The following is a 22,053-nucleotide window of genomic DNA, read 5'->3' as shown; positions in this document are numbered from 1 at the left end:
ATGTCAGAAGATCACGCCATCCCATCCCCGGCGGGTGAATTCATTATGTTTGCCAGTGATGATGGAGCCGTGCGTATTGAATGCCGCTTTGAAAATGAAACGCTATGGTTGCCTCAGGCCACTATCGCCGGACTCTATCAAGTCACGCCTCAAGCTATCACTCAGCACATCAAAGCCATTTATGAAGAAGACGAAATCGAACAAAACGCAACCTGTAAGGCTTACTTACAGGTTCGTTTAGAAGGTTCTCGGCAGGTTAACCGAAATACGCTTCACTATAGCCTGCCCGTCATTCTCGCCATCGGCTACCGCGTCCGCTCCCCGCGCGGCACGCAGTTCCGCCAGTGGGCAACGCAGACGCTGCAGGAATTTCTGCTGAAAGGTTTTGTGATGGATGACCAGCGGCTGAAAAATCCGCCGGTTGGGACATCATCGGTGCCGGATTACTTCGACGAGATGCTGGAACGCATCCGTGATATCCGTGCCAGCGAACGCCGCGTTTACTTACGTGTTCGTGAGATTTTCGCTCTTGCTGCGGACTACCTCCCGTCGCTGAAAGAGACCACGCAATTTTTTCAAACCATCCAGAACAAACTGCATTTCGCCTGCACCGGGCACACTGCCGCCGAGCTTATTCATCAACGCGCTGATGCAGCCCAACCCAATATGGGTTTGACAAGCTTTAAAAATGAAGAAGTGCGCAAAAGCGATGTGACCGTGGCGAAGAACTACCTCAGCACGGAGGAAGTCAGCGAACTCAACCGCGTGGTCAACATGTGGCTGGATTTTGCCGAGGATCAGGCGCGCCGACGCCAGCAGATATTCCTGCATGACTGGCAAGACAAACTCGACCAGTTTCTCCAGTTTAACGATCGCGATGTACTTCAGGGCACAGGGTCGGTCAGCAAGAAAATGGCCGATGAAAAAGCCCATAACGAATACAGCCAGTTCGCCGAGCAGCAACGTCGCCTTAAAGAAACAGAGGGTGAAAAGAACATTATGACGTTGCTAAAGTGGCAACAGGACACCAAAGGCTAATCCCCCATGCTCATCCATCCCAACGATAAGCTCACCTTCTGCGGCGATCCGCGTGCGGAAGAGTTGCGCCAGCGGTTGCAACAGCCGGACGCGCCCAAAGTGATTGCGGCGTCGTTATCCAAGCAGTTGGATCGGGAAAGCCGCACCCATCGCCACGCGGCGGGCCAGCTTTACTGCCTGAAACAGGGGATGATGACGGTGAACACGCCGTCGGGGATTTTTGCCAATCCGCCGCGTCTGGTGGGTTGGATTCCGCCGCACTTTGAACACGCGATTATCGGGCCTGGCCGGGTACTGGGCTGGACGGTGTTGGTGGATGAAGCGCTGACCGCACCGCTGCCCAAGCGTCCGGTGCTACTCTCCTGCCCATCGGTGCTGGAACCCTTGGCCGAGCGGCTGGCTAGCTTATCCCCTGATGGCTGGGGCAGCGAGCGCTATAACCGCCTGTGCGATGTGTTCCTGGATGAACTATACGAATCTACCGAGCACGCCTTAACGCTGCCGCTGCCTGAAGAGCCGCGACTACGGCAGATTGCACGTCTGTTAATGGACGATCCCGGAGATGCGCGCACCGGGCCGGAACTGGCACAGTGGGCTGGGCTCAGTCCGCGCAGCCTGAGTCGCCACTGGGCCAGTGCGGTGGGCATGAGCTTGTCGCGTTATCGCCAGGTCTCGCGGCTACTGAAATCACTGGAAGGGCTGGCTGCGGGTAAAAGCGTGCAGCAGGTGGCCTGGCAGGTTGGCTTTGATAGCGTCAGCAGTTATATCAGCGCATTTCGCAGCGCATTTGGTTCGACGCCGGGCAAATACCTTACGCCGCCTGCCGCGTCTGCGCTTGCAGCACCAGAAGACTCGTAGGCCCATTAATCTCCGGCAGACTTTGCTGATATTTGCGGCGAAACGCGCCGGGCGGCAGATGGTACATGCGGCGGAAGGTGCGACACCACGTCTGCTGCGACTCAAAACCATATTTGATCGCTATCTCCATCAGCGGCATGTTGCTATTCACTAAGGCTATCGCCGAGGCCGTGAGTTTGCGCTCTCGAATATAAGTCCCTAACGCAATGCCGGTGTGGCTGCGGAACAAACGCTGCAAGTGCCACTGCGAATAGCCGACGCGTCGCGCCACGGTTTCCAGAATCAATCGCTGTTCAATGTTGTCTTCGATCCACTGCATCAGTTGATGCATACAGGCTGCGTGAATATCCATCTTTCCTCCTGCGGGCGGTTAAACACGTCAGCAGCATTATAAAAAAGCCGCCTCTGGCTATGTTTAGTGTTAAAGCCAATAAATAACGAAATCTCGCCAATGTGGCGCACAGGTTGCCAAAGTTGGATGCTTGCGACTTTACCTTTCATGTAATATTGTAAGTTACATGAATAACCTATAGCAGGAGAGATAATGAACAGCGTGATCACCCCGGACGTATGGACATGTGTAGCGATTGCACTGGCGGCGGCCAGCATCGCGATGACCATCACCCAAACCGAATTGTTTGCCGGACTACGTGCCTGGACGGCCAAAAAGCACGCGCTACTTGGCCACTTGTTTCACTGCTTTTACTGCATGAGTCACTGGACAGTGCTGGTCGGCATGCTGATTTATCGCCCTTATCTGCTGCACAGCGATATGGCGGTGATTGATTGGGTGATGACGGCGTTTATTACCTTAACCCTGACCACCTTTATCAACGGTCTGATGTTCAAGGTATTCCAGGCAGCAGTGACCACGCACGTGATGAAACATAACGCGCAGATCACCTTACAGAAGCAGGATTAAAAATTACTCGCTGCACAGCGGATGGGGCTCGGATTCCAGCCCCAGTTTTGCCATTTTGTTGAGGTAATCATCAGCGATATCGGCCACGGTGATTTGGCTAAAGCGATTGAGCAGCATCACTTCCGCTTCGTTGAGTGCCTGGTCGAGACGCTCATCAACCGCATGCTCCACCAGACACGGCGAGGGATCGGCAGCAGGCCCGATGCTGAACAGCGCCGGTGAACCAATGGCCTGATAAACATCGAGCAGCGTTATCGCGTTTAGCTCAACTCGTAGCTCCCAGCCACCGCCGTGTCCTTTCTCCGACACCACATAGCCTTTTTCGCGCAGCCCGGACATCATGCGGCGTACCACCACCGGATTGGTGCCCAACATTTTGGCCATGGCTTCAGACGTGGCGCGTTTTACATGCCGATCGAGATGAATCAGCGCGTGCAGGGAGCGGGACATTCGGTTGTCGCGGGGCATGGAGGGTTCCTCTAAAGTTCACGACACTCTAGCAAACGCGCCAGGCTGCAACAATTTATCCCGCTTTCTGCACCAGACTCGCTTGCCAGTCACTGAACAGAGTCAGCCAGTTTTTGGCCGGAATATTCTTTTTCAGCGCGGTGCCGAAACCGTGCCCACCCTGCTGGAAAAGATGCATCTCCACCTTCACATGGTTTTTACGCAGGGCATCAAACATCTGTAACGTGTTTCTGGGCGAAGCCGTGCCATCATCCAGCGCTTGTGCCAGAAACGTCGGCGGAGTGTTGCCGCTAACACGGTCTTCCTGTGAATACTGATCAATGTCAGCCTGGCTGATATCTTTGCCGTACATCGCCGTGCGTGTGCCCACATGCGTCACGCCATTTTTCAGCGACAGCACTGGATAGATCAGTGCGGTGAAATCGGGCCGTGCAGAAACCTGATCTTGCGTATCTGCTGCGGGGTAGTTGTTGGCATCTGGGCTGTTACTGATGTTGGCCGCCAGGAATGCTCCGGCTGAAAACCCCATCACGCCAATCTGATTGGAGGCAATGCGATAGTCTGCCGCATGGCCGCGAATCATGCGCATCGCGCGCTGCACATCAGAAAATGCATTATTCCGGTTAACCTCTGACCCCCCGCGCGGCATACGATAAATTAATACAAACGAGGAATACCCTTTTTGGCTCAGCACCTTTGCCACATCGAGTCCTTCAGCGTCCTGCATAATATAAGAAAAACCCCCACCGGGAATGATTAGCACAGCCGAGTGATTATTTTTCCCGACCGGTGGAACATAAATCATTTCTGGAGAATCGACATTTGTGACAGCGCGATTATTGTTGGCTGGGTTTTTACTAAAATTAATGAATTTATTATTTCCTGACACTTCATTTGGCCAGATAGGAATTTCCTTATTGGCAAAAGCAGCCGGAAGATACAACAAGAAAAGCACAGCCGATAAATGAGGGAACTTCATCTCTATGACTCCAAATTCTGAGTAAAATCAGTAACAAATGACAAAACCAAAAGTTTCCATAAGGCTTCGCTGCCCAACGCCTGTCCCAGAGAGAATCAAATCAAATGAATAACCCTGATAAAGTAACAAATAATATTACTCACCTGCACCCACTATAATACTGGGCCAAGAAAAATTAGACTTTTCTCATGTTTACGTTAACAAGGCCATATGTTATAAGTAAATTTTAAACTATAAGAATCTGTGACCATGGGAATTTACTGGATCATAAGTCTTAGCCTGACTTTTGTCGCGCTTGTCGAAGTCATGTTAAGTAAAAATGAAAACACAGCACAAATCAGATCATACGTTTATTTTGTTGCCGTTGTCGTGTTATTTACTTTCGGCGGAATTCGTGGTCTGGGAACAGGTCTGGATGATTTCCAGTATCGTGATTTCTTTGTTCACTTCGTCGATAAAATTGTTATTGAAGGATTCTGGCGTACCGCAGAAGAATTCCGCTACGAACCCGCGATCTACGCCATAGCAGGTCTCACACGTGTATTTACCGCCAATCCCGATATCTTTATCTATTTCTTTACGGTGATCGCGGTCTGCGTCAATGCCTGGTATTTCCGCAAGCTGACACCGCTGCCGATTGTGGCTCTGGCCGTCTACTCTGCTCACCTGTTTATTAACAAAGACATGAACCAGATTCGATTTGGTTTATGTTCCGCGTTCTTAATGGGCTTTGTTTATCATATGTCCCGCCGCAGTAAATCCGGGATGATCACCACCTTTATTCTCTCCTTTATCAGCCACGCAACCGGGATTATTGCCCTGCTCATTCCCATGGCGATGATTGTGAGGAAAAACAAATATATTCCTATTTTGATAGTGGTGGCCAGCTTGCCCCTCGCCTTTATGGGCAGCTCGGCGTTGATTGCTGTGCTTTCCAGCCACCTTGGTGGATTGGGTGACAGGGCAATGGGTTACGCTAACCAGGAATCGACCCAGGATCAGGGTATCCTGACGCTCTCAAACCTGAAGAATATCGGCTTTGTATTTATCTTTAGCTTTATGCTGTTGAGCGACAGAATCAAAAACTTCGACCCGGTGAAGTTTAATACTTATTACATCCTGGTCATCACGTTCGCGATTGGTGCAGGTATCAGGATGGCGCTGCAGGACTACGCCTCCGGTGGCCGACTGGCGAACTACTTGCTGCAAGTTGAACCGGTGCTTATTTCCCTCTGTATTTGGGAAACCAAAAAACTCAAGAAAGTTGCGGCCGTCGCGATTACCGTTTTAATGGTACTCTATTATCTTTATTACAATACCATTTCCAGTAAACAGTCGATAACCGGTTACGAAGTTTCGCAAACATTTAAGCTGTAATACCCAACACCTAAACGCTAGCCTCCGGGCTAGCGTTTTTTTATTTCTCAGATAAAGCCGATAGACGCATAAGGAAATTCTGAATGTTTTAGTGGTACTGGTCATCGCTTGCATTTTTCTTTCCTTGAACCTCTAATAGACTCACATCTGTGCCAACAGAGTTAGGAATATTCTTAGCAATTTTAAACCAGACTATTCAAGACTCACTGGCGCCAAGTCACTCAATGAAAGAATGCAGATATGAACGAAAAAAATAATTTTGATATCGTCAGGTTCTCTCTCGCCTTTATCGTCATGCTGGTGCATGCCGCTGAAGTCACCAGAAGTGCCGATATTCGGTTCCTGTCTCAATTTTTAAATAGTGACTTTGCCGTACGAGGGTTTTTCGCAATAAGTGGATTCCTTATTGCGAAAAGTTACTTAAGAAGTAAATCACTCACGTCCTATTTTATTAAGCGTGCTCAACGTATTCTGCCCGCTTATATATTCGTCATTGTTCTCTGCTTCGTAATTGGCATGTGTCTGACGACGCTGCCGCTGATGGATTTCCTGAAAAATAAAGAGACCATCAAATATCTGATCGCTAACTTCTCTTTCCTGAACTTCATTCAGCCTTCACTGCCAGGTGTGTTTACCAGCAACCCCAACCAGCCGATGGATGGCTCACTATGGACGATCAAAGCGGAGCTGACGCTCTACGTGCTGCTGCCGTTTATCGTTCCGCTGATGAAGAAAAGCCCGCTTAAAGTCTGGAGTATCATTTTCATTATCTCCTGCGCGTGGTTCTTCTACTTCACCTCGCTGTATACCGGGCCGAAAGCTGACACGCTGGCAAAACAGTTTGTTTCACTCTCTTCTTTCTTCTTCTTTGGCAGTCTGTTGGCGATACATCAGCCGACCTTCGATCGCCTGAAGGAGATTACGATTGTGTCTCTGGTGGTGTTCCTGCTGTTCAAGAATACCCAGTATTCCTTCATTATTGAGCCGATCGCCTTCTCGTCCGTGGTGATTCTGTTCTGCACCAACCTGTGCAAAGAGGTCAAGATCAGCCAATACGGTGACCTGTCTTACGGCATGTATCTGTATCACTGGCCGATTATCCAGGTGCTGCAGCACTTTGGTTTGTTTGCCACCAACGCCTTTATCGGCCTCGGGTTAACCATCGTGATCACGCTGGCACTGGCTTACACCTCTTGGAATGTGCTGGAGAGCCGCTTCCTGAAGCGTGCGCATCACAAACAGCCTTCGATTGCGCCACCGACCAATATTGCGCGGGATTAATCCCGCGAGGCCTTGGGCAATGTGCCCTTTTTGACAACCCGCACTGAAGCTAATGAGCCGGCTGGGGCCGCACCGGGGCAGGCATCCGCAGCGCTGAACGGAGTGAGTATGCCAGGAGAGCCCGCAGGACGCGGGCGAAAGGTGGCGCTGGAACATGGATGTTCCATCGGCACCGGTCCGTTAAGGCAGACGAATGAAGTGAAGGCACCGCGTAGCGGCGCGAGGACCGCCTGCCCCGGTGCGGCCCCAGACGGCGTTATCGTCAGTCGCTGAGCTGACGAGCATTACGCCATAAATGGCGACTCTACGATGATGCTGCGCGGTTTTTGTAGGGTGCGCATTAATGCGCATCGGTTTCATTTCAGATGGTCGCACCCATGGAAAGCCGGTAATGCAGGTTGACCTGTTCGATGGTGGGTTGCTGATTAATCTTTTTCAACACGATTTCGGTCGCCACTTTTCCCATCTCAAATCGCGGGGTGATGACGCTGGCTAAGCGTGGCGTGGTCGCCTGACCGATATCGAGTCCATGGAAACCGGCAATCGCCATGGCCTGAGGGACCGCAATACCTGAAGCCTGGCACTCCTGCAATACCCCAACCGCCAGATCGTCATTGGTACACAGAATGGCATCCATCTCCGGATAGAGCTGGCGCGCCAGCGTCATCATGCCCGTACCAATCGATACTGAAGAGACCTTGTTCGGCACAATGCGCCCTGCCGGGAAACCTGCCGCTTCTACCGCATCACGATAACCCGCATAGCGCTGCTCATCACGGCGATCGGACATTGAACCAAAGTAGATGACGCGCTGCTTGCCGCTGGCCAGCAACATAGATGTCATGTCATAGCCTGCGCGATAATTATCAAACCCCACGTTAATGCGCCCGGTTGCCTCGGTAAGGCCCATCACTTCTGCCACTGGGATGTTGGCGGCATTGAGGTATTTCTCAGCGCGCACGGTGTGCACCGATTCCGTCAGAATCAGCCCTTTAATATTGAACGCCAGCACGGTAGCGATCTGCTCTTCTTCGCGTTGAGCGTTGTAGTCGTAGTTGACCACCAGTGTCTGATAACCGTGCGCACTGGTTACGGACTCAATGCCTGCCAGCAAATCGGCAAAGATTTGGTTATTAAATGAAGGGATCAATACACCGATGCGCGGCTGGCTTTGGTTCGCCACGGCGGCGTTCTCAGGATCGGGGATGTAGCCGATTTCGGCAATCACGCCAGCGATTTTCTCCGCCGTTTCCGTTTTGACCTTTTCCGGCGTGCGTAAATAGCGGCTAACCGTCATTTTGGTGACGCCCGCCAGGGTAGCAATATCGTCCAGAGTGATGCGCTGCGTTTTCATTGCGACGTCCGCAAAGATGGCCTGTCAATCAACGTATTATGCCCGTTGCCCGCCAAAAAATGAAACGAACACACAGTATCAATGATGAGGAAAAATCATCGTGAAATTGCAGAATGAAAATTTCAGACATTTTCAATAGAAAACAAAAAATGCAATGTTGTTTTATGGCGACTTGATAAGAAACCCATCATTTCAGCCATTTATGGCCCTATTGAGATTACGGCCAACAGCAATTTTCGCAACCTCCTTCACACTTTCTGGAAAAAATGATCCAAAAACCATCATTTAGAACATATATTCCATGATGATTACCTCGAGTGAATAACGCTGAACATCGATAACCTACACCACTCCTCTTTCTGGACACGTAACGTTCAGGCTGTAGAGACAAGGGGCTATAACAATGGATACCAGGCAAAAACGCTACAACATGAAGTACGTCATTCTTTGCTGTACCGTCGCGGCATTTGGCGGACTGCTAATGGGCTATGACTCTTCCATCATCTCCGGTGCAATTGAACCATTAAGTGAATACTTCCAGCTGACGCCTGCAGAGACCGGTTGGGCCGTTTCGAACATTCTGCTCGGCAGTTTGGTGGGCTGTTTTATCGCCCCGCGCCTGAGCGATAAATTAGGCCGTAAAAAGTCCCTCGCTATCACCGCATTACTGTTTACCGTTTCGGTGATCGGCACCGCTATCGCGCACAACTTCACCGTGTTCGTGCTATTCCGAATAATCGGTGGATTAGCCATTGGTCTGGCTTCGGTGATCTCCCCCATCTATCTGGCTGAGCTGTCACCGTCGAAATTTCGTGGCCGCACCACCGCGCTCTATGCGGTGTGCTGTGTGGGTGGCCAGTCGGTAGTGTTGCTGACGAACTACTTCATCACCAAGTCCATGCTGCCAGAAGCGATGATCGCCATGGGCTGGCGTTACATCCTCGCCACAGCATTGGTACCTTGTGCGCTGTTTATTTTCTTCATCGCTTTTATTCCAGAGTCACCACGCTGGAACGTGCTGAAGGGAAAATACAATGAAGCACTGGATACCCTGACCAAAATCTCCAACCGCGAACATGCCGAAAGCGTGTTCAATGAAATTAAACACTCCTTCTCTGAGAAGACCGCGCAGCAGCATAAAGCGCGCCTGCGTCTGGATAAAACCACCATCCCATTACTGGTGATCGGAATTGGTCTGGCCGTGGGTAACCAGATCAGCGGCATCAACGTGATTCAGTATTTTGGTCCAACGCTGCTGAAAAACGTCGCGGGCAGTACTGATTCGGCCCTGCTGCAAACCTTCTGGCTGTCGATTTGTCAGTTTATTGGCGTGCTGGCGGGCATGATGCTGATTGATAAGATAGGTCGTCGTAAACTGCTGTTGTTGGGCGCGATCACCTCTTGTGTCTGCCTTGCTTACTCGTTTATCGCCTTCTTCTATCATCTGCCGGGATTACTGGCGGTGGTGGGTCTGTTCGCTTACATGATTTTCTTTGGCATGACGTGGGGCCAGATTGTCTGGACGGTGCTGGGCGAAATATTCCCAACGGAGATTCGTTCGATTTGCGTGGGAATTTCCATCTGTGCGATGTCGCTGGCGAACTTTGTCATCAGCAGCACCTTCCCAATCATGAACAGCAGCCCGATGTTACTGGATCTGTTCCACGGCGGCTTCCCGCTGCTGCTGTTCGCGATTTTCTCGCTGGGTATGTACTTCTTCACCTTCCGCTATCTGCCAGAAACAGCCGGTGTATCGCTGGAGAAAATCCATGGTTTAGTGCTGGAGAAGTTTAACGTCGATGCGGAGTTGCCGCAGAGCACCACCAGCAGCAAGGCCAGCGAGTCGTTTGATATCCCACGGCATTGATTGCGCCGTGACGGCTTGATGTTCACGAAGGAAGCGAATCCTGAAGGGAATATTGATGCCATCACGGACAACAGCAGCGATCATGCTTAAAGCCCCGTAAAGGCCAGCCCGAAGAGCAAAGCGTCCGCCGCTGGGATGCGGCGGCCGATCTGCATGGATGCGAGATTTCTTTGCGATCGGGCTGGCCTTTATGGGGCCATGCACGAGATTCACAGCAACCCCTGCAAAAAGTGCGCATCAATGCGCACCCTACGAAGGTTTGTTCATCGGTAGTGGTGCGATGTATTGCGCAATCCGCTTAATTCACCGCGCGCTCATACTGCTCGATCACCGCCAGCGCTAAACCGTTGGCGGGATCAATACGCTGCGGCAGGAAATGCAGCTGAGTATGGCTAAAGGTAAATGCCAATGTGCCATTCTGTGCCGCTTGCTGCACCGCCTGCACAAAAGCAGGATGCGCATTCCACGGCCCATCAATAATGATGCTGGCCGGATTCACCAGTTGCATCACATGGCTGAGTGCGTGACCCACATGATGACCGGTTAACGCCATCACCTCATTAACGATCTGCGGTTCACTCGCCGCGTTTTGCCAGCGCAAACCGGTTTTACGTTGCCCCAACTGCTGCTGGATCGCCGGATGGCTGACCAGCGTTTCCAGACAGCCTAACCGACCACAGCTACAACGCAGACCTTGTGGCTGCACCTGCATGTGGCCAATCTCTCCGGCGGTCCAGCTGCCACCGACAAACACTTCCCCTTGCTCAACCAATGCGCCACCGACACCTTCGCCAATGCGCAGGTAGAAATGGCTTTGTGATTTATCCAGATCAAGCTGTTGCACCGAGAGCAGCGCAGCAGCTTTCACGTTGTGCATAATGCGCAGCGGCAAAGGGGTGGCACTGCTCAGCGGAGTGAGGACATCAACATCCTGCCAGCCAAGGTGGGCCGAGAAATGCACCCAGCCACGCTGTGGGTCGATGATGCCGGGAAAACCCACGGCGATACCCAACAACTCGGGATGGGCAGCGTGCAGTGTCTGGCACACTTCCACCAGCTCCTGCAGCAGCAGCGCGGGGTCGGCCGTGTTGGTGTGCCAGGTCTGTTCGGCAATCACCTGAGAGTAGTAATCGCAAACCCGCCAGTGAATGGCGTTGCGTTCCACCATGATGCCGGCATTTTTCAGCTTGTCAGCACGCAGCTCTATCTCGATTTTTGGCCGCCCGGCGGCAGCCACGCTCACCGGACCGAGCTCATTGATCAGTCCTTGCGCCAATAAATCATCGACAATCAGGGAAACCGTGTTTTTGCTGAGCTGGAGCGCGAGAGCCAGATCCTGGCGAGAGGTGATGCGGGTGGTACGCAGTTGCGTCATCACCCGCTTGAGATTGTTGAGTCGTAGTAACGCGGGACCTTTACCGGCTGCTTTCATTGCGCGCTTACCTAATCAATACTCATCGCCGCGCACGCGGCTACGGTAGCTTTCCCAGTCGAAACGTACCCACAAACTGGTGCCAAGGCGCATACGGTCCATCACGCGTTCGCCCAGTAATCCGTTCATCCCAGCAGGATCCAGGTTGGACAGCATGCCGGTGGGTCGTTTTGAAGAGGAGCGGCGATCAACAATCTGGTTGATGATCACTTTTTCATAGCGTGATTCACTCTGCATGCCGATCTCATCGATCACCAGCAGATCCACATGGCTGAGATCCTGCAGCAGACGCTCTTCAGTAATATCACTGCCGCCACTGAAGGTGCCTTTCATGCTCGACATCAAATCGGCCACGGTAACAATCAGCACGCTTTTGCCACGCAGGATGAGATCGTTACCAATGGCCGCCGCCAGATGGTTTTTACCGGTGCCAGGGCGGCCAGAGAACACAAAGCTGGCGATGCTGTTGTCGAATCCGGCGGCATACTCACGCGCCAAAGCCAGCGCCTTACGCTGACCATCGTTCTCAACGCGGTAGTTGTCGAACGAGCAGTTCATATGCAGTTCACGGATACCGGAACGCCCCATGATACGCTGCATTTTCATGGCGCGGTTTTCCCGCACGATGGCTTCAGATCGCAGACGGCCTTGCTCCTGATTCCACGCCAGCAGCTCTTCACCGTTTTTAAATTTCGGTTGCACATCCGCAGGCATAAATTTTTTCAGGCGACTGAAAAGATCGTTCGGCGTTTTCATCACTCACCTCGGAATCCATCGGGAATATCGTAATTGGTATTGCTGACCTGAGTTACGTCACGCTTCGGCTGTCCGCCGTTGGCCGCACGGTTCATCTGCACGCTGCGCGCCAGTTTCTGCTGCCACTGCACATGATGAAACAGTCGGCCTTCCGCCTGCCAGTAAGCAACAAAAGTCGCCAACTCGGCAGCGGTCACCGGTTCGCTGAGTGCGATGCCCCAAATGGCGGCCTGGCGCTGAAAATCCTGATCGGGCTGCCAACCCTGATACAAGGCGAATTTCCCCACCGGCGTGCTGATCGGCGCGGCATCGGTATGGAACAGGCTGTCATCCAGGGTGACATCATTCGGCTGCTGCGCGGCGGCTTCCAGCGCCAGCAAGTGCGCCAGGCGCTGCGGCGTAATGGCATAAAATGCCGGCGTATTGTTGTGCAACACCGCCAGCACGCCGCTATCGGCCTGCTGCAACACGGCAAGTGGATCCTGGCAAAAGCCATCCAGCCCCACCAGCGTTGAAGATAAGATTTTAACTGACATGAAGAAACCTGACGTTGACTAACCCGATGCGCCGATATACCCGTCATACTTCAAGCCGCAAGGGCGTTGGCTGCCTTCCTGCACCAAGAGTAGGCCCCATGAGGGGACTCGAAATATTTAGTGTATAGCTTCGGCACTAAGCGGCCAGTGTACCTGTTTTAATGCGACGGATCGCGCAGGAATTAGAAGCTGGCGCTGACGCCGAGGCTGTAAATAAACTGTTCACCGCTGATCACCGCACCGGTCTGAGAGAAAGAGGCAAAGGCCGCCAGATTTTGCCCTAACGGGACATTCGCGCCCACGCTCACATCCACCCAGCGGCTCTCCTGATTGATTTCTTCAGGGCGATCGCGCGTGGCTAGCGGGCTATCGTAGTTCAATTGATGGCTATAGCTAACCTGTGCCCAGGGTGAAATCCAGCCAAGTGTGGAATCAACGCGCCAGCCCAGTGACGCCACATGCCCGGCGTTATTGCCATCAACAAATTCGCACTTCGGGCAACTCAAATGGGAGTCGTCCACAGCAAATTGCGCCACCGGTCCGGTGCTGACCGTCTGGCTCATCGGCATTTGCCAGCCCGCTGAATAGCGATTAGCCAAAGGCGCATTACCGACGCTGGCCGTTTCACTGTGCAGCACCATTGCGCCCTCATCCGGTGAATTCAGCACGGCATCCATCAAGCTGATGTCGTTATTTTCTGTCAACATCAGGCGATTACTGGAAATCTTTTCCGCCAGTATCGCGTTGTAATCCGGCACATTATCCCCGCTGGCCTGGCCCCAGGCGTTGGCCGACATGGCCGTAAATAACAGCCACACACCGCCAAAAGCCAGCATGCGAATGTGCTGGCCTGTCCGCTGACTTTTCTGCAACATGAAAGACTCCTGACGAGCCAGAAAGGGATCGGGTTTTAAGGTTATGGATACCTGACACTCTCTGCCATGCAGCTAACGCAGCTGCTGCACGAAAGATGACAGGTATATTATCGGCACCCTTTGATTAACTATTAATCGATTCCACAATACGTCAAGGGATTAACGGCTTTTTCCTCATGCTAAAGGAGTGATGCAATGCAACGTTGTGGCTGGGTAACACAGGATCCGCTCTATCTGGCGTACCACGATAACGAGTGGGGCGTACCGCAAACTGATAAGCGTGCCTTATTTGAGATGATCTGCCTTGAGGGACAACAGGCTGGATTGTCCTGGATCACCGTGCTGAAAAAACGTGAAAACTACCGCCGCGCCTTCCATGAGTTTGATCCTCATGCTGTCGCCCGGATGGATGAGGCTGACATGCAACGTTTGCTGCAGGATAGCGGGTTGATTCGCCATCGCGGCAAACTGGAAGCGATAATCAATAATGCGCGTGCAATGCTGGCGCTGGAGGCAGAGGGCGTAGACTTTTCCGGCTTTATCTGGGGATTTGTCGATAACCAGCCGATTTTACACCGTTTCGCGGATTATAAACTGGCTCCGACCACCTCTGAGCCTGCCATTGCGCTGTCTAAAGCGCTAAAGAAGCGAGGTTTTAAATTCGTCGGTCCCACAACCTGCCACTCTTTTTTACAGGCCTGTGGCTTGATCAACGATCATCAAACCAGCTGTTTCTGCCATCCCGATAATCTTTAACGCAAATCTTTACATTTTAAGACTGACCCTCACGCATTTCCCCATTATTGAACGGCATAATAGTTCCGTTTGGGGGCATTTTCCCCGTGTGACTTTGTGAGGGATTTCCAATGAATAAGCGTGTTTTGGCGCTGGCCTTGTTACTGAGCGGCAGCGTGGCGCTGTCGGGTTGTACCACCAATCCTTATACCGGCGAATCACAGGCCGGTAAATCGGGCATCGGCGCGGGCTTAGGCGCTGTGCTGGGTGCGGGCGTGGGTGTGTTGTCATCCTCGAAGAAAGATCGCGGTAAAGGGGCACTGATTGGTGCCGCATCCGGTGCAGCATTAGGCGGCGGTGTCGGCTATTACATGGATGTGCAGGAAGCGAAACTGCGCGATAAAATGCGCGGTACTGGCGTCAGCGTGACGCGCCAGGGCGATAATATCGTGCTGAATATGCCGAACAACGTGACTTTTGACTCGAACAGCAGCAACTTAAAACCGGCAGGCGCCAACACCCTGACGGGCGTGGCGATGGTCCTAAAAGAGTATCCAAAAACCGCCGTGAATGTGGTGGGCTTCACCGACAGCACCGGCACACGTGCGCTGAATATGAAACTGTCACAGCAGCGTGCGGAAAGCGTGGCCAGCGGTCTGATTCTGCAAGGTGTGGCGCAGAACCGTCTGCGTACGCAAGGCATGGGCCCGGATAATCCAGTTGCCAGCAACAGCACCGAAGCCGGTAAAGCACAAAACCGTCGTGTAGAGATTACGCTCAGTCCGCTGAGCTAATTCTGTCGCCGGTCTGCTACTGCAGATCGGCGTTTGTGCACTTTTTTGCGCGGTATTTAGCGCTTTTTGTGTAAGAAAACGCTCAATAATCGTCAACCGATAGAGCCGAAAAATACTTTATGCTAGCGTGATCAAAAATTGATCAGTGGAACATCTCATCATGTCGCTAAAAGCCATTGCTGCGGCCCTCGGCCTCTCTGTTACTACCGTGAGTCGTGCGCTAAATGGCTATGATGATGTGGCGGAAGCCACGCGCAAACGGATTGAAGATGAAGCCACCTCGCGCGGCTATCGCCCTAATGATGCTGCCCGTCGCTTAAAAACTGGCCGAGCCAATGCCATTGGCCTGGTCTTTCCCGTCAGCACCGCCTCCCTCAATGACAGCTACTACAGCGAAATGCTGCAAACGCTCGATCAGCGCCTGGCAATGCATGAAATCGACCTGATGATTCTGCCGGACAAGCCGCACGATCAGCACCGAACTGTCATGCGTATGCTGCGCACCGGCTCGCTGGATGCGCTGATTTTGACGCATACCTTGCCGCACGATCTTCGCTTACAACGCCTGCAGCAGAAAGGATTTCGCTTTCTGACGTTGGGCCGTAGCCAACTCCCACAGCCTTACGCATGGTTCGATTACGACAACCATGCAGGCACCCTGTTAGCTGCCGAACACTGCCTGCAGCAGGGATGGACGCGTCTCGCCTATCTCGGGGGCGACGAACCCTGTACCTACATTATCGATCGTCGCCAGGGCTTTGTGGATGCGCTCACCCAGCACCAGCCCTCCATTGCGCCCACCATGCTGGCGGCGCTGCCCGTCACCCGACGATCTGGTTATCAGCAAACGCAGCGCTGGCTGTCGCAGGACATCGCACCGCAAGCGATCATCACCGATTGTGCGCCTCTTGGCGAAGGCGCGGCGATTGCGCTTCAACAGGCCGGACGCCTGAGCGGCTCACGAGCGATTCCACTGTTTGTTTATGATGGCCTGCCGCACGACTCGATTATTGACGAGCCCGTGAATGCCATTCTGCAATTATCGCAACAGCGCATTGGCGAACGCGTGGCAGAGATGGTGCTGCAACTGCTCGAAGGTGCGCCTCTCGAGACCCTGCAAACACTGTGGCAACCGATGCTGCGCCTCACTTCTGACGCACAATGATTGCGTGACGCCTGCGCTGTGGTAGTCTTCGCCTGATTGAATTATTCAGGTATCCGCAATGAAAACCAGGCCGCCACGAGCCACAATCAGTGACGTTGCCCGTACGGCAAAAACCGGTAAAACCAGCGTTTCCCGCTACCTCAATGGCGAAGTGAATGTGCTCTCGCCCGATCTCAAAGCACGTATTGAACAGGCCATCGCCGATCTTGATTATCGTCCAAGCCAGATGGCACGCGGCCTGAAGCGCGGACGCACGCGTCTGATCGGCCTGATCATTGCGGATATCACTAATCCTTACTCGGTGGATGTGTTGAGCGGCATTGAAGCAGCCTGCCGTGCGCAGGGCTTCACCCTGCTGATGTGTAACACCAACAACGAAGTCGATCGCGAGCAGTATTACCTGCAACTGCTGAGCAGCTATCAGGTCGAGGGGATTGTGGTGAATGCCGTCGGTATGCACGAAGAAGTGCTGAAACGCCTGCAGCAGTCGATGCTACCCATGGTGCTGATTGACCGCAAAATCCCAGACTTTGCCTGCGATGTGGTGGGCCTGAATAACCCTGAAGCGTCGCATATTGCCACGCAGCATCTGTTGGATAATGGCTATGATGCTCTGCTGTTCCTCAGCGAACCACTCGGTAGCGTTAACACCCGTCGTGAACGTCTGGCCGCTTTTCATGACACCTGCAAAACACGCGCGCACGTGCTGGCTGAAAACGCTGAAGTTCCGTTACATCAACCAGAACAAATGGAAAGCGTATTGCGCGCCTTCCAGCAACGTAATCAAGAGAAGCGCTGCGCCGTCATTGCCGCCAACGGCGCATTGACGCTGCAGGTGGCGCGCGCTTTACAGCGCCTTGAACTGCGCTGGGGCGAAACCATCGGGCTGCTGGGCTTTGATGAGCTGGAGTGGGCCGCACTGGCGGGTGTCGGGATTACCACCCTGAAACAGCCCACCTGGCAAATTGGCTATGCTGCGCTGGAACAAGTGATTGCGCGTATTGATGGCAACGAAAAGCCGATTAGCGAGCAGGTTTTCTCCGGCGAATTGATTGTGCGCGGCTCCAGCCAGCCGTTACGCTAAATCCCCTCCCTTTGGCTCACTTCGTGAGCAGGATCATAAATCCACACTCTGTGGCTTTCTTTTGGAACCGGTTCCATTTAGGTTTTTATCATGATGTTTGTTGGGTGCGTGTTCATACGCAACGGCCTCAAGGAGAATCGAAAATGGCACATCCGGAAATTATCGTGGTCACCGCCGCTTACGGCACACAGAAAGTCGCGGAACTGGGCGGGCAAATGGCGCTACTGCCGATGATTAAAGCCGCGGGCGCAGATGGCGTAGAAATCCGTCGCGAACTGTTTAGCGAAGACGATTTGCTGCGTTTGCACTCGCTGAACAAGGCACTGGCTGAGCAGCAGCTCAGCGCCAGTTACTCGGTACCCGAGGCGTTGTGGTTAGAAGATGGCACGTTGAACCCGCGCCTGGCCCAGTTCTTGTTAGAAGCCGAACAGATCGGTGCCAAACGGCTTAAAATCGCCCTCGGCCATTTCGTTGACCTCTCTGATCCGCAGTTGGTTGAGGTGCTGGCGGCGTCGCCGGTGACGCTGGTGGTCGAGAATGATCAAACGCCTGACAGCAAACTCGCGCCGATGGTGAACTTCTTCCATCGCGCCTGTGATGCGGCGTTACCGCTGGATATGACTTTCGACATGGCTAACTGGGTGTGGACCGGTGAAGACGCTCTGCAAGCCGCAGAACAGCTGAGCCGCTACGTCAGCTACATCCATGTTAAGGCCGCCGTACCGCACGGTGAGACGTTCCGCGCCATCGCGCTGGATGAAACCGATGGAAGCTGGCGCCCGCTGCTCAGCGCGCTGCCAAAAGATGCGCCGCGTGGCATTGAATTCCCGCTGGAAGGCGCAGATCTGCTGGCGGTAACCCGTCACTACGTTGATCTGCTGCGTGCGGTGTAAGGAGTCGACCATGAAGCGACTTGATGTGGTGACGATAGGCGAAGCGATGGCGATGTTTATCGCGCAACAGGCGGGCGATCTCGCGGCGGCTGACCACTTCGTTAAACGCATTGCCGGCGCTGAATTGAATGTCGCGATCGGGCTTGCGCGATTGGGCTTGCAGGTCGGTTGGGTCAGCCGCGTCGGCGACGACAGCTTCGGACGCTTTACCTTGCAGCAGTTGGCGAAAGAGAATGTCGATCATCACTGTGTGACCACGGATGCGCGCTACCGCACCGGTTTTCAGCTCAAGTCGCGCGTCGATGACGGTTCAGACCCTGAAGTGGAGTATTTCCGCCAGGGCTCTGCCGCCAGCCATCTGTCACCCGATGATTTCAACGCCGATTACTTCGGGGGTGCACGCCATCTGCATCTGAGTGGCGTAGCCGCCGCAATCTCCGCCAGTTCACTGGAACTGATCAAACATGCTGCCAAGGAGATGCGCGTACGCGGCAAAACCATCTCCTTTGATCCCAATCTGCGCCCGGTGCTGTGGCGCAGTGAAGAGGAGATGCGCAAGCAGCTGAATGGGCTGGCAGAGTACGCGGATTGGGTGCTACCGGGCGAGAAAGAGGGACTGATCCTCACCGGTTATCGCCAGCCAGAAGCCATTGCTGATTTCTATCTGGATAAAGGCGTGCGTGCCGTGGTGATCAAAACCGGCTGTGACGGTGCCTGGTATAAAACCGCTGAGGGCGAGAAAGGCAAGGTCGCGCCAATTCTGGTCGAGAACGTGGTGGATACCGTCGGTGCGGGCGATGGTTTTGCCGTCGGGCTAATTAGCGCATTGCTGGAAGGTCAATCACTGCCGCAGGCGATTCTGCGTGGCAATAAAATCGGCTCGCTGGCGATTCAGGTCGCGGGCGACAGCGAAGGGCTGCCCACGCGCGCGGCTCTGGGGGATTATTAAATCATCGGTCGCCATAAGTGCGTACCTGGCTAATCCTCCTGTCTCTATACCCAAAATAATTCGAATTTCAGGAAGGCGGCAAGTGCATGAATCCTCAGGAGCTTACTGAAGTAAGTGACTGAGGTGAATACACGTAGCCAACGCACCTGCAATTTGAGGTATGAAGGGTATACCCAAAATAATTCGAGTTTCAGGAAGGCGGCAAGTGCATGAATCCTCAGGAGCTTACTCAAGTAAGTGACTGAGGTGAATGCACGTAGCCAACGCACCTGAAATTTGAAGTATGAAGGGTATACAACACTATTCCGAGGCATATCCACTGAATATGCCCGCCTCAAAACAGAGGAGTCACCCATGAAATCGCAGACAATCGCGCCAAAACGCTGGTGGTTTATCATGCCCATCGTGTTTATCACCTACAGTCTGGCGTATCTGGACCGGGCGAACTTTAGTTTCGCCTCTGCCGCAGGGATTAATGACGATCTCGGCATCACCAAAGGCATGTCATCGCTGCTGGGTGCCCTGTTCTTCCTTGGCTACTTCTTCTTCCAAATCCCCGGCGCGATGTATGCCGAACGCCGCAGCGTGAAGAAGCTGATCTTCTGGTGCCTGATTTTGTGGGGCGGCTGCGCCTCATTAACTGGCGTGGTGAGTAATATCCCGATGCTGGCTGCCATCCGTTTTGTGCTTGGTGTAGTCGAGGCGGCGGTGATGCCGGCGATGCTGATTTACATCAGCAACTGGTTCACTAAATCGGAACGTTCACGCGCCAATACTTTCCTGATCCTCGGCAACCCCGTCACCGTACTGTGGATGTCGGTGGTGTCTGGCTATCTGATCAATTCTTTCGGTTGGCGCGAGATGTTCATCTTCGAGGGCATTCCCGCGGTGATTTGGGCGGTGGCCTGGTGGTTCCTGGTGCAGGACAAACCCGCACAAGCCAAATGGATGAGCGACGAAGAGAAATCTGCCCTGCAGGCGCAGTTGCAGAAAGAGCAGGAGAACATCAAAGCGGTCCGCAACTATGGTGAAGCGTTCCGTAATCGCAACGTGATTATTCTGTGCATGCAATATTTTGCCTGGAGCATCGGCGTGTACGGTTTCGTGCTGTGGCTGCCGTCCATTTTGCGTAACGGTACGCAGATGGGTATGGTGGAAGCTGGTTGGCTTTCTGCGGTGCCGTATCTGGTCGCCACTGTCGCGATGGTGGTGGTGTCCTGGGCATCGGATAAAACACAAAATCGTAAGCTGTTTGTCTGGCCGCTGCTGCTGATTGGTGCGCTGGCGTTCCTCGGTTCGTATCTGGTGGGTTCCAGCAACTTCTGGCTCTCCTATACTCTACTGGTGATTGCCGGGGGTGCCATGTACGCGCCTTACGGTCCGTTCTTTGCCATCATTCCTGAGATGCTGCCACGTAACGTCTCAGGCGGTGCCATGGCCCTGATCAACAGCATGGGTGCGCTCGGTTCCTTCATCGGTTCCTGGATTGTGGGCTATCTTAATGGCGCGACCGGCAGCCCTGCCGCTTCCTACATTTTCATGGGTGCCGCGCTGCTGGTTTCGGTATGGCTGACGTTGATTGTCAAACCAGCTGAGAACAAAACATCGCCGATTCACGGCGCAAAGCACGCGTAGGGATGTGCCTGAGCGCGTCCATTGACACGGGAGGCCTGAAAGCCTCCCCGACACATTTTAAGGGAGATACGATGAAACCTGCTGTGATTCTGTATAAGAGCCTGCCCGATGATCTGCGCGCGAAGCTCGATGCCCATTTTACCGTGACCGAAGTGAATAACGTTGCGCCTGAAACCGTGCAGCAACACGCGGCACAGTTTGCTGAAGCGCAGGGTTTGTTGGGTTCCGGCGGGAAAGTGAATGGCGACCTGCTGGCGGCGATGCCCGCGCTGCGTGCCTGCTCGACGGTGTCCGTAGGCTACGACAACTTTGACGTCGAGGCACTGAACCAACGTAAAGTTCTGCTGATGCACACCCCGACCGTGCTGACCGAAACCGTGGCCGATACCATGATGGCGCTGGTGCTGAGCACCGCCCGCCGTGTGACAGAGTTGGACTCATGGGTCAAAGCGGGTGAGTGGAAGAAGAGCATTGGCCCGGAATATTACGGCACCGATGTGCATCATAAAACCCTCGGCATTCTCGGCATGGGCCGAATCGGTCTGGCGCTGGCACAGCGTGCGCACTTCGGCTTCGGCATGAAGATTCTCTACAACGCCCGCCGTCAGCATGAAGAGGCGGAAACGCGTTTCGGCGCGCGCGCCTGCGACCTGGACACGCTACTGAAAGAGAGCGATTTTGTCTGCATCAGCCTGCCGCTGACCGAACAGACACACCACATGATCGGCGCAGCACAGCTTAAGCAGATGAAATCCAGCGCGATTCTGATTAACGCAGGTCGTGGTCCAGTGGTGGATGAACAGGCGCTGACCGCCGCACTGAAGGACGGCACCATTCATGCTGCGGGTCTGGACGTGTTTGAAGTGGAGCCGGTTCCCGCCAATGCGGAACTGCTCAAGCTGCCGAACGTGGTGGCCCTGCCGCACATCGGTTCTGCCACCCATGAAACGCGCTACGGTATGGCACGTGATGCGGTGGATAACCTGATTGCCGCACTGAGCGGCAAAGTCGAGAAAAACTGCGTTAACCCACAGATCCAAGGTTAAGCCCGCTGC

General features: G+C 53.6%; 23 protein-coding genes. 15 read left to right on the top strand and 8 right to left on the bottom strand.

What is annotated here, in order from left to right; all coding sequences use genetic code 11:
* Positions 1 to 1,038 carry a virulence RhuM family protein gene (locus QMZ30_RS20200; protein ID WP_283228725.1) on the top strand — a complete coding sequence of 346 codons (1,038 nt, stop codon included), beginning with the start codon at positions 1 to 3 and terminating at the stop codon, positions 1,036 to 1,038.
* 6 nt (positions 1,039 to 1,044) lie between these two features.
* The gene (locus tag QMZ30_RS20195) at positions 1,045 to 1,896 is read left to right on the top strand and encodes an AraC family transcriptional regulator (protein ID WP_283228724.1); all 852 of its coding nucleotides are present in this window, start codon (positions 1,045 to 1,047) and stop codon (positions 1,894 to 1,896) included.
* Here the strand turns inward: QMZ30_RS20195 and QMZ30_RS20190 are convergent.
* Positions 1,850 to 2,248 carry a helix-turn-helix domain-containing protein gene (locus tag QMZ30_RS20190; protein ID WP_283228723.1) on the bottom strand — a complete coding sequence of 133 codons (399 nt, stop codon included), beginning with the start codon at positions 2,246 to 2,248 and terminating at the stop codon, positions 1,850 to 1,852. The two genes, QMZ30_RS20195 and QMZ30_RS20190, sit on opposite strands and share 47 nt — an antisense overlap.
* Positions 2,249 to 2,440: 192 nt before the next feature.
* Here QMZ30_RS20190 and QMZ30_RS20185 point away from each other — a divergent pair, with 192 nt between their 5' ends.
* Positions 2,441 to 2,818, top strand: a complete 378-nt coding sequence (locus tag QMZ30_RS20185) for a DUF1360 domain-containing protein (protein WP_283228722.1) — start codon at positions 2,441 to 2,443, stop codon at positions 2,816 to 2,818.
* A gap of 3 nt (positions 2,819 to 2,821) precedes the next feature.
* Here the strand turns inward: QMZ30_RS20185 and QMZ30_RS20180 are convergent, their stop codons facing one another.
* Both QMZ30_RS20180 and QMZ30_RS20175 read right to left on the bottom strand, forming a co-directional pair.
* Complete coding sequence (locus QMZ30_RS20180) at positions 2,822 to 3,286, bottom strand: Rrf2 family transcriptional regulator (protein ID WP_283228721.1); 465 nt, start codon at positions 3,284 to 3,286, stop codon at positions 2,822 to 2,824.
* Positions 3,287 to 3,341: 55 nt separating this feature from the next.
* Complete coding sequence (locus QMZ30_RS20175) at positions 3,342 to 4,091, bottom strand: alpha/beta hydrolase (protein WP_349306837.1); 750 nt, start codon at positions 4,089 to 4,091, stop codon at positions 3,342 to 3,344.
* A 423-nt stretch (positions 4,092 to 4,514) separates the two neighbouring features.
* Between QMZ30_RS20175 and QMZ30_RS20170 the strand changes: the two genes are divergently transcribed.
* The 3 genes from QMZ30_RS20170 to QMZ30_RS20160 all read left to right on the top strand — a co-directional run bounded on the left by QMZ30_RS20170 (position 4,515) and on the right by QMZ30_RS20160 (position 7,196).
* Entirely contained in the window at positions 4,515 to 5,642 is a 1,128-nt protein-coding gene (locus tag QMZ30_RS20170; protein ID WP_283228754.1) for an EpsG family protein, read from the top strand.
* A gap of 240 nt (positions 5,643 to 5,882) precedes the next feature.
* Positions 5,883 to 6,923, top strand: coding sequence for an acyltransferase family protein (locus tag QMZ30_RS20165; protein ID WP_283228720.1), 1,041 nt, complete (start codon positions 5,883 to 5,885; stop codon positions 6,921 to 6,923).
* A 108-nt stretch (positions 6,924 to 7,031) separates the two neighbouring features.
* Positions 7,032 to 7,196, top strand: coding sequence for a hypothetical protein (locus tag QMZ30_RS20160; protein ID WP_283228719.1), 165 nt, complete (start codon positions 7,032 to 7,034; stop codon positions 7,194 to 7,196).
* Between the two features lie 88 nt (positions 7,197 to 7,284).
* On the opposite strand, the gene QMZ30_RS20155 is transcribed toward QMZ30_RS20160, so the two are convergent.
* The gene (locus QMZ30_RS20155) at positions 7,285 to 8,277 is read right to left on the bottom strand and encodes a LacI family DNA-binding transcriptional regulator (protein ID WP_283228718.1); all 993 of its coding nucleotides are present in this window, start codon (positions 8,275 to 8,277) and stop codon (positions 7,285 to 7,287) included.
* Positions 8,278 to 8,680: 403 nt separating this feature from the next.
* Here QMZ30_RS20155 and QMZ30_RS20150 point away from each other — a divergent pair, with 403 nt between their 5' ends.
* On the top strand, positions 8,681 to 10,144 hold the full coding sequence (locus QMZ30_RS20150) for a sugar porter family MFS transporter (RefSeq protein WP_283228717.1): 1,464 nt from the start codon (positions 8,681 to 8,683) through the stop codon (positions 10,142 to 10,144).
* Positions 10,145 to 10,442: 298 nt separating this feature from the next.
* Here QMZ30_RS20150 and QMZ30_RS20145 read toward each other — a convergent pair whose 3' ends face one another.
* The 4 genes from QMZ30_RS20145 to QMZ30_RS20130 all read right to left on the bottom strand — a co-directional run bounded on the left by QMZ30_RS20145 (position 10,443) and on the right by QMZ30_RS20130 (position 13,743).
* Entirely contained in the window at positions 10,443 to 11,576 is a 1,134-nt protein-coding gene (locus tag QMZ30_RS20145) for an ROK family protein (protein ID WP_283228716.1), read from the bottom strand.
* Between the two features lie 15 nt (positions 11,577 to 11,591).
* Positions 11,592 to 12,332, bottom strand: a complete 741-nt coding sequence (gene dnaC, locus QMZ30_RS20140; RefSeq protein WP_034829969.1) for a replicative helicase loader DnaC — start codon at positions 12,330 to 12,332, stop codon at positions 11,592 to 11,594.
* On the bottom strand, positions 12,332 to 12,868 hold the full coding sequence (gene dnaT, locus QMZ30_RS20135; protein WP_283228715.1) for a primosomal protein DnaT: 537 nt from the start codon (positions 12,866 to 12,868) through the stop codon (positions 12,332 to 12,334). The genes dnaC and dnaT overlap by 1 nt, the downstream gene beginning before the upstream one ends.
* A gap of 182 nt (positions 12,869 to 13,050) precedes the next feature.
* Positions 13,051 to 13,743, bottom strand: a complete 693-nt coding sequence (locus QMZ30_RS20130) for an autotransporter domain-containing protein (protein ID WP_283228714.1) — start codon at positions 13,741 to 13,743, stop codon at positions 13,051 to 13,053.
* Positions 13,744 to 13,938: 195 nt separating this feature from the next.
* Here QMZ30_RS20130 and QMZ30_RS20125 point away from each other — a divergent pair, with 195 nt between their 5' ends.
* The 8 genes from QMZ30_RS20125 to ghrB all read left to right on the top strand — a co-directional run bounded on the left by QMZ30_RS20125 (position 13,939) and on the right by ghrB (position 22,044).
* Positions 13,939 to 14,499, top strand: a complete 561-nt coding sequence (locus tag QMZ30_RS20125; protein WP_283228713.1) for a DNA-3-methyladenine glycosylase I — start codon at positions 13,939 to 13,941, stop codon at positions 14,497 to 14,499.
* A 110-nt stretch (positions 14,500 to 14,609) separates the two neighbouring features.
* A complete protein-coding gene (locus tag QMZ30_RS20120) occupies positions 14,610 to 15,272 on the top strand; it encodes an OmpA family lipoprotein (protein ID WP_283228712.1) in 663 nt (220 codons plus the stop codon).
* 160 nt (positions 15,273 to 15,432) lie between these two features.
* Positions 15,433 to 16,437 carry a LacI family DNA-binding transcriptional regulator gene (locus QMZ30_RS20115; RefSeq protein WP_283228711.1) on the top strand — a complete coding sequence of 335 codons (1,005 nt, stop codon included), beginning with the start codon at positions 15,433 to 15,435 and terminating at the stop codon, positions 16,435 to 16,437.
* Positions 16,438 to 16,495: 58 nt separating this feature from the next.
* Positions 16,496 to 17,521: a LacI family DNA-binding transcriptional regulator gene (locus QMZ30_RS20110; RefSeq protein ID WP_283228710.1), complete on the top strand. Its 1,026-nt coding sequence runs from the start codon at positions 16,496 to 16,498 to the stop codon at positions 17,519 to 17,521.
* Between the two features lie 143 nt (positions 17,522 to 17,664).
* A complete protein-coding gene (locus QMZ30_RS20105; RefSeq protein ID WP_283228709.1) occupies positions 17,665 to 18,414 on the top strand; it encodes a sugar phosphate isomerase/epimerase family protein in 750 nt (249 codons plus the stop codon).
* Between the two features lie 10 nt (positions 18,415 to 18,424).
* Positions 18,425 to 19,363 (top strand): sugar kinase, encoded by a 939-nt coding sequence (locus tag QMZ30_RS20100; protein WP_283228708.1) that lies wholly within the window; start codon positions 18,425 to 18,427, stop codon positions 19,361 to 19,363.
* A 354-nt stretch (positions 19,364 to 19,717) separates the two neighbouring features.
* Positions 19,718 to 20,998, top strand: coding sequence for an MFS transporter (locus tag QMZ30_RS20095; protein ID WP_058973190.1), 1,281 nt, complete (start codon positions 19,718 to 19,720; stop codon positions 20,996 to 20,998).
* A 71-nt stretch (positions 20,999 to 21,069) separates the two neighbouring features.
* On the top strand, positions 21,070 to 22,044 hold the full coding sequence (gene ghrB / locus QMZ30_RS20090; RefSeq protein ID WP_283228707.1) for a glyoxylate/hydroxypyruvate reductase GhrB: 975 nt from the start codon (positions 21,070 to 21,072) through the stop codon (positions 22,042 to 22,044).
* Positions 22,045 to 22,053: the final 9 nt, after the last annotated feature.

This window comes from Pantoea sp. EA-12, from assembly GCF_030053355.1.
GTDB lineage: Bacteria > Pseudomonadota > Gammaproteobacteria > Enterobacterales > Enterobacteriaceae > Pantoea > Pantoea vagans_C.
The sequence above is the reverse complement of the archived record's forward strand: the minus strand, read 5'-3'. Positions and strand labels throughout refer to the sequence as shown.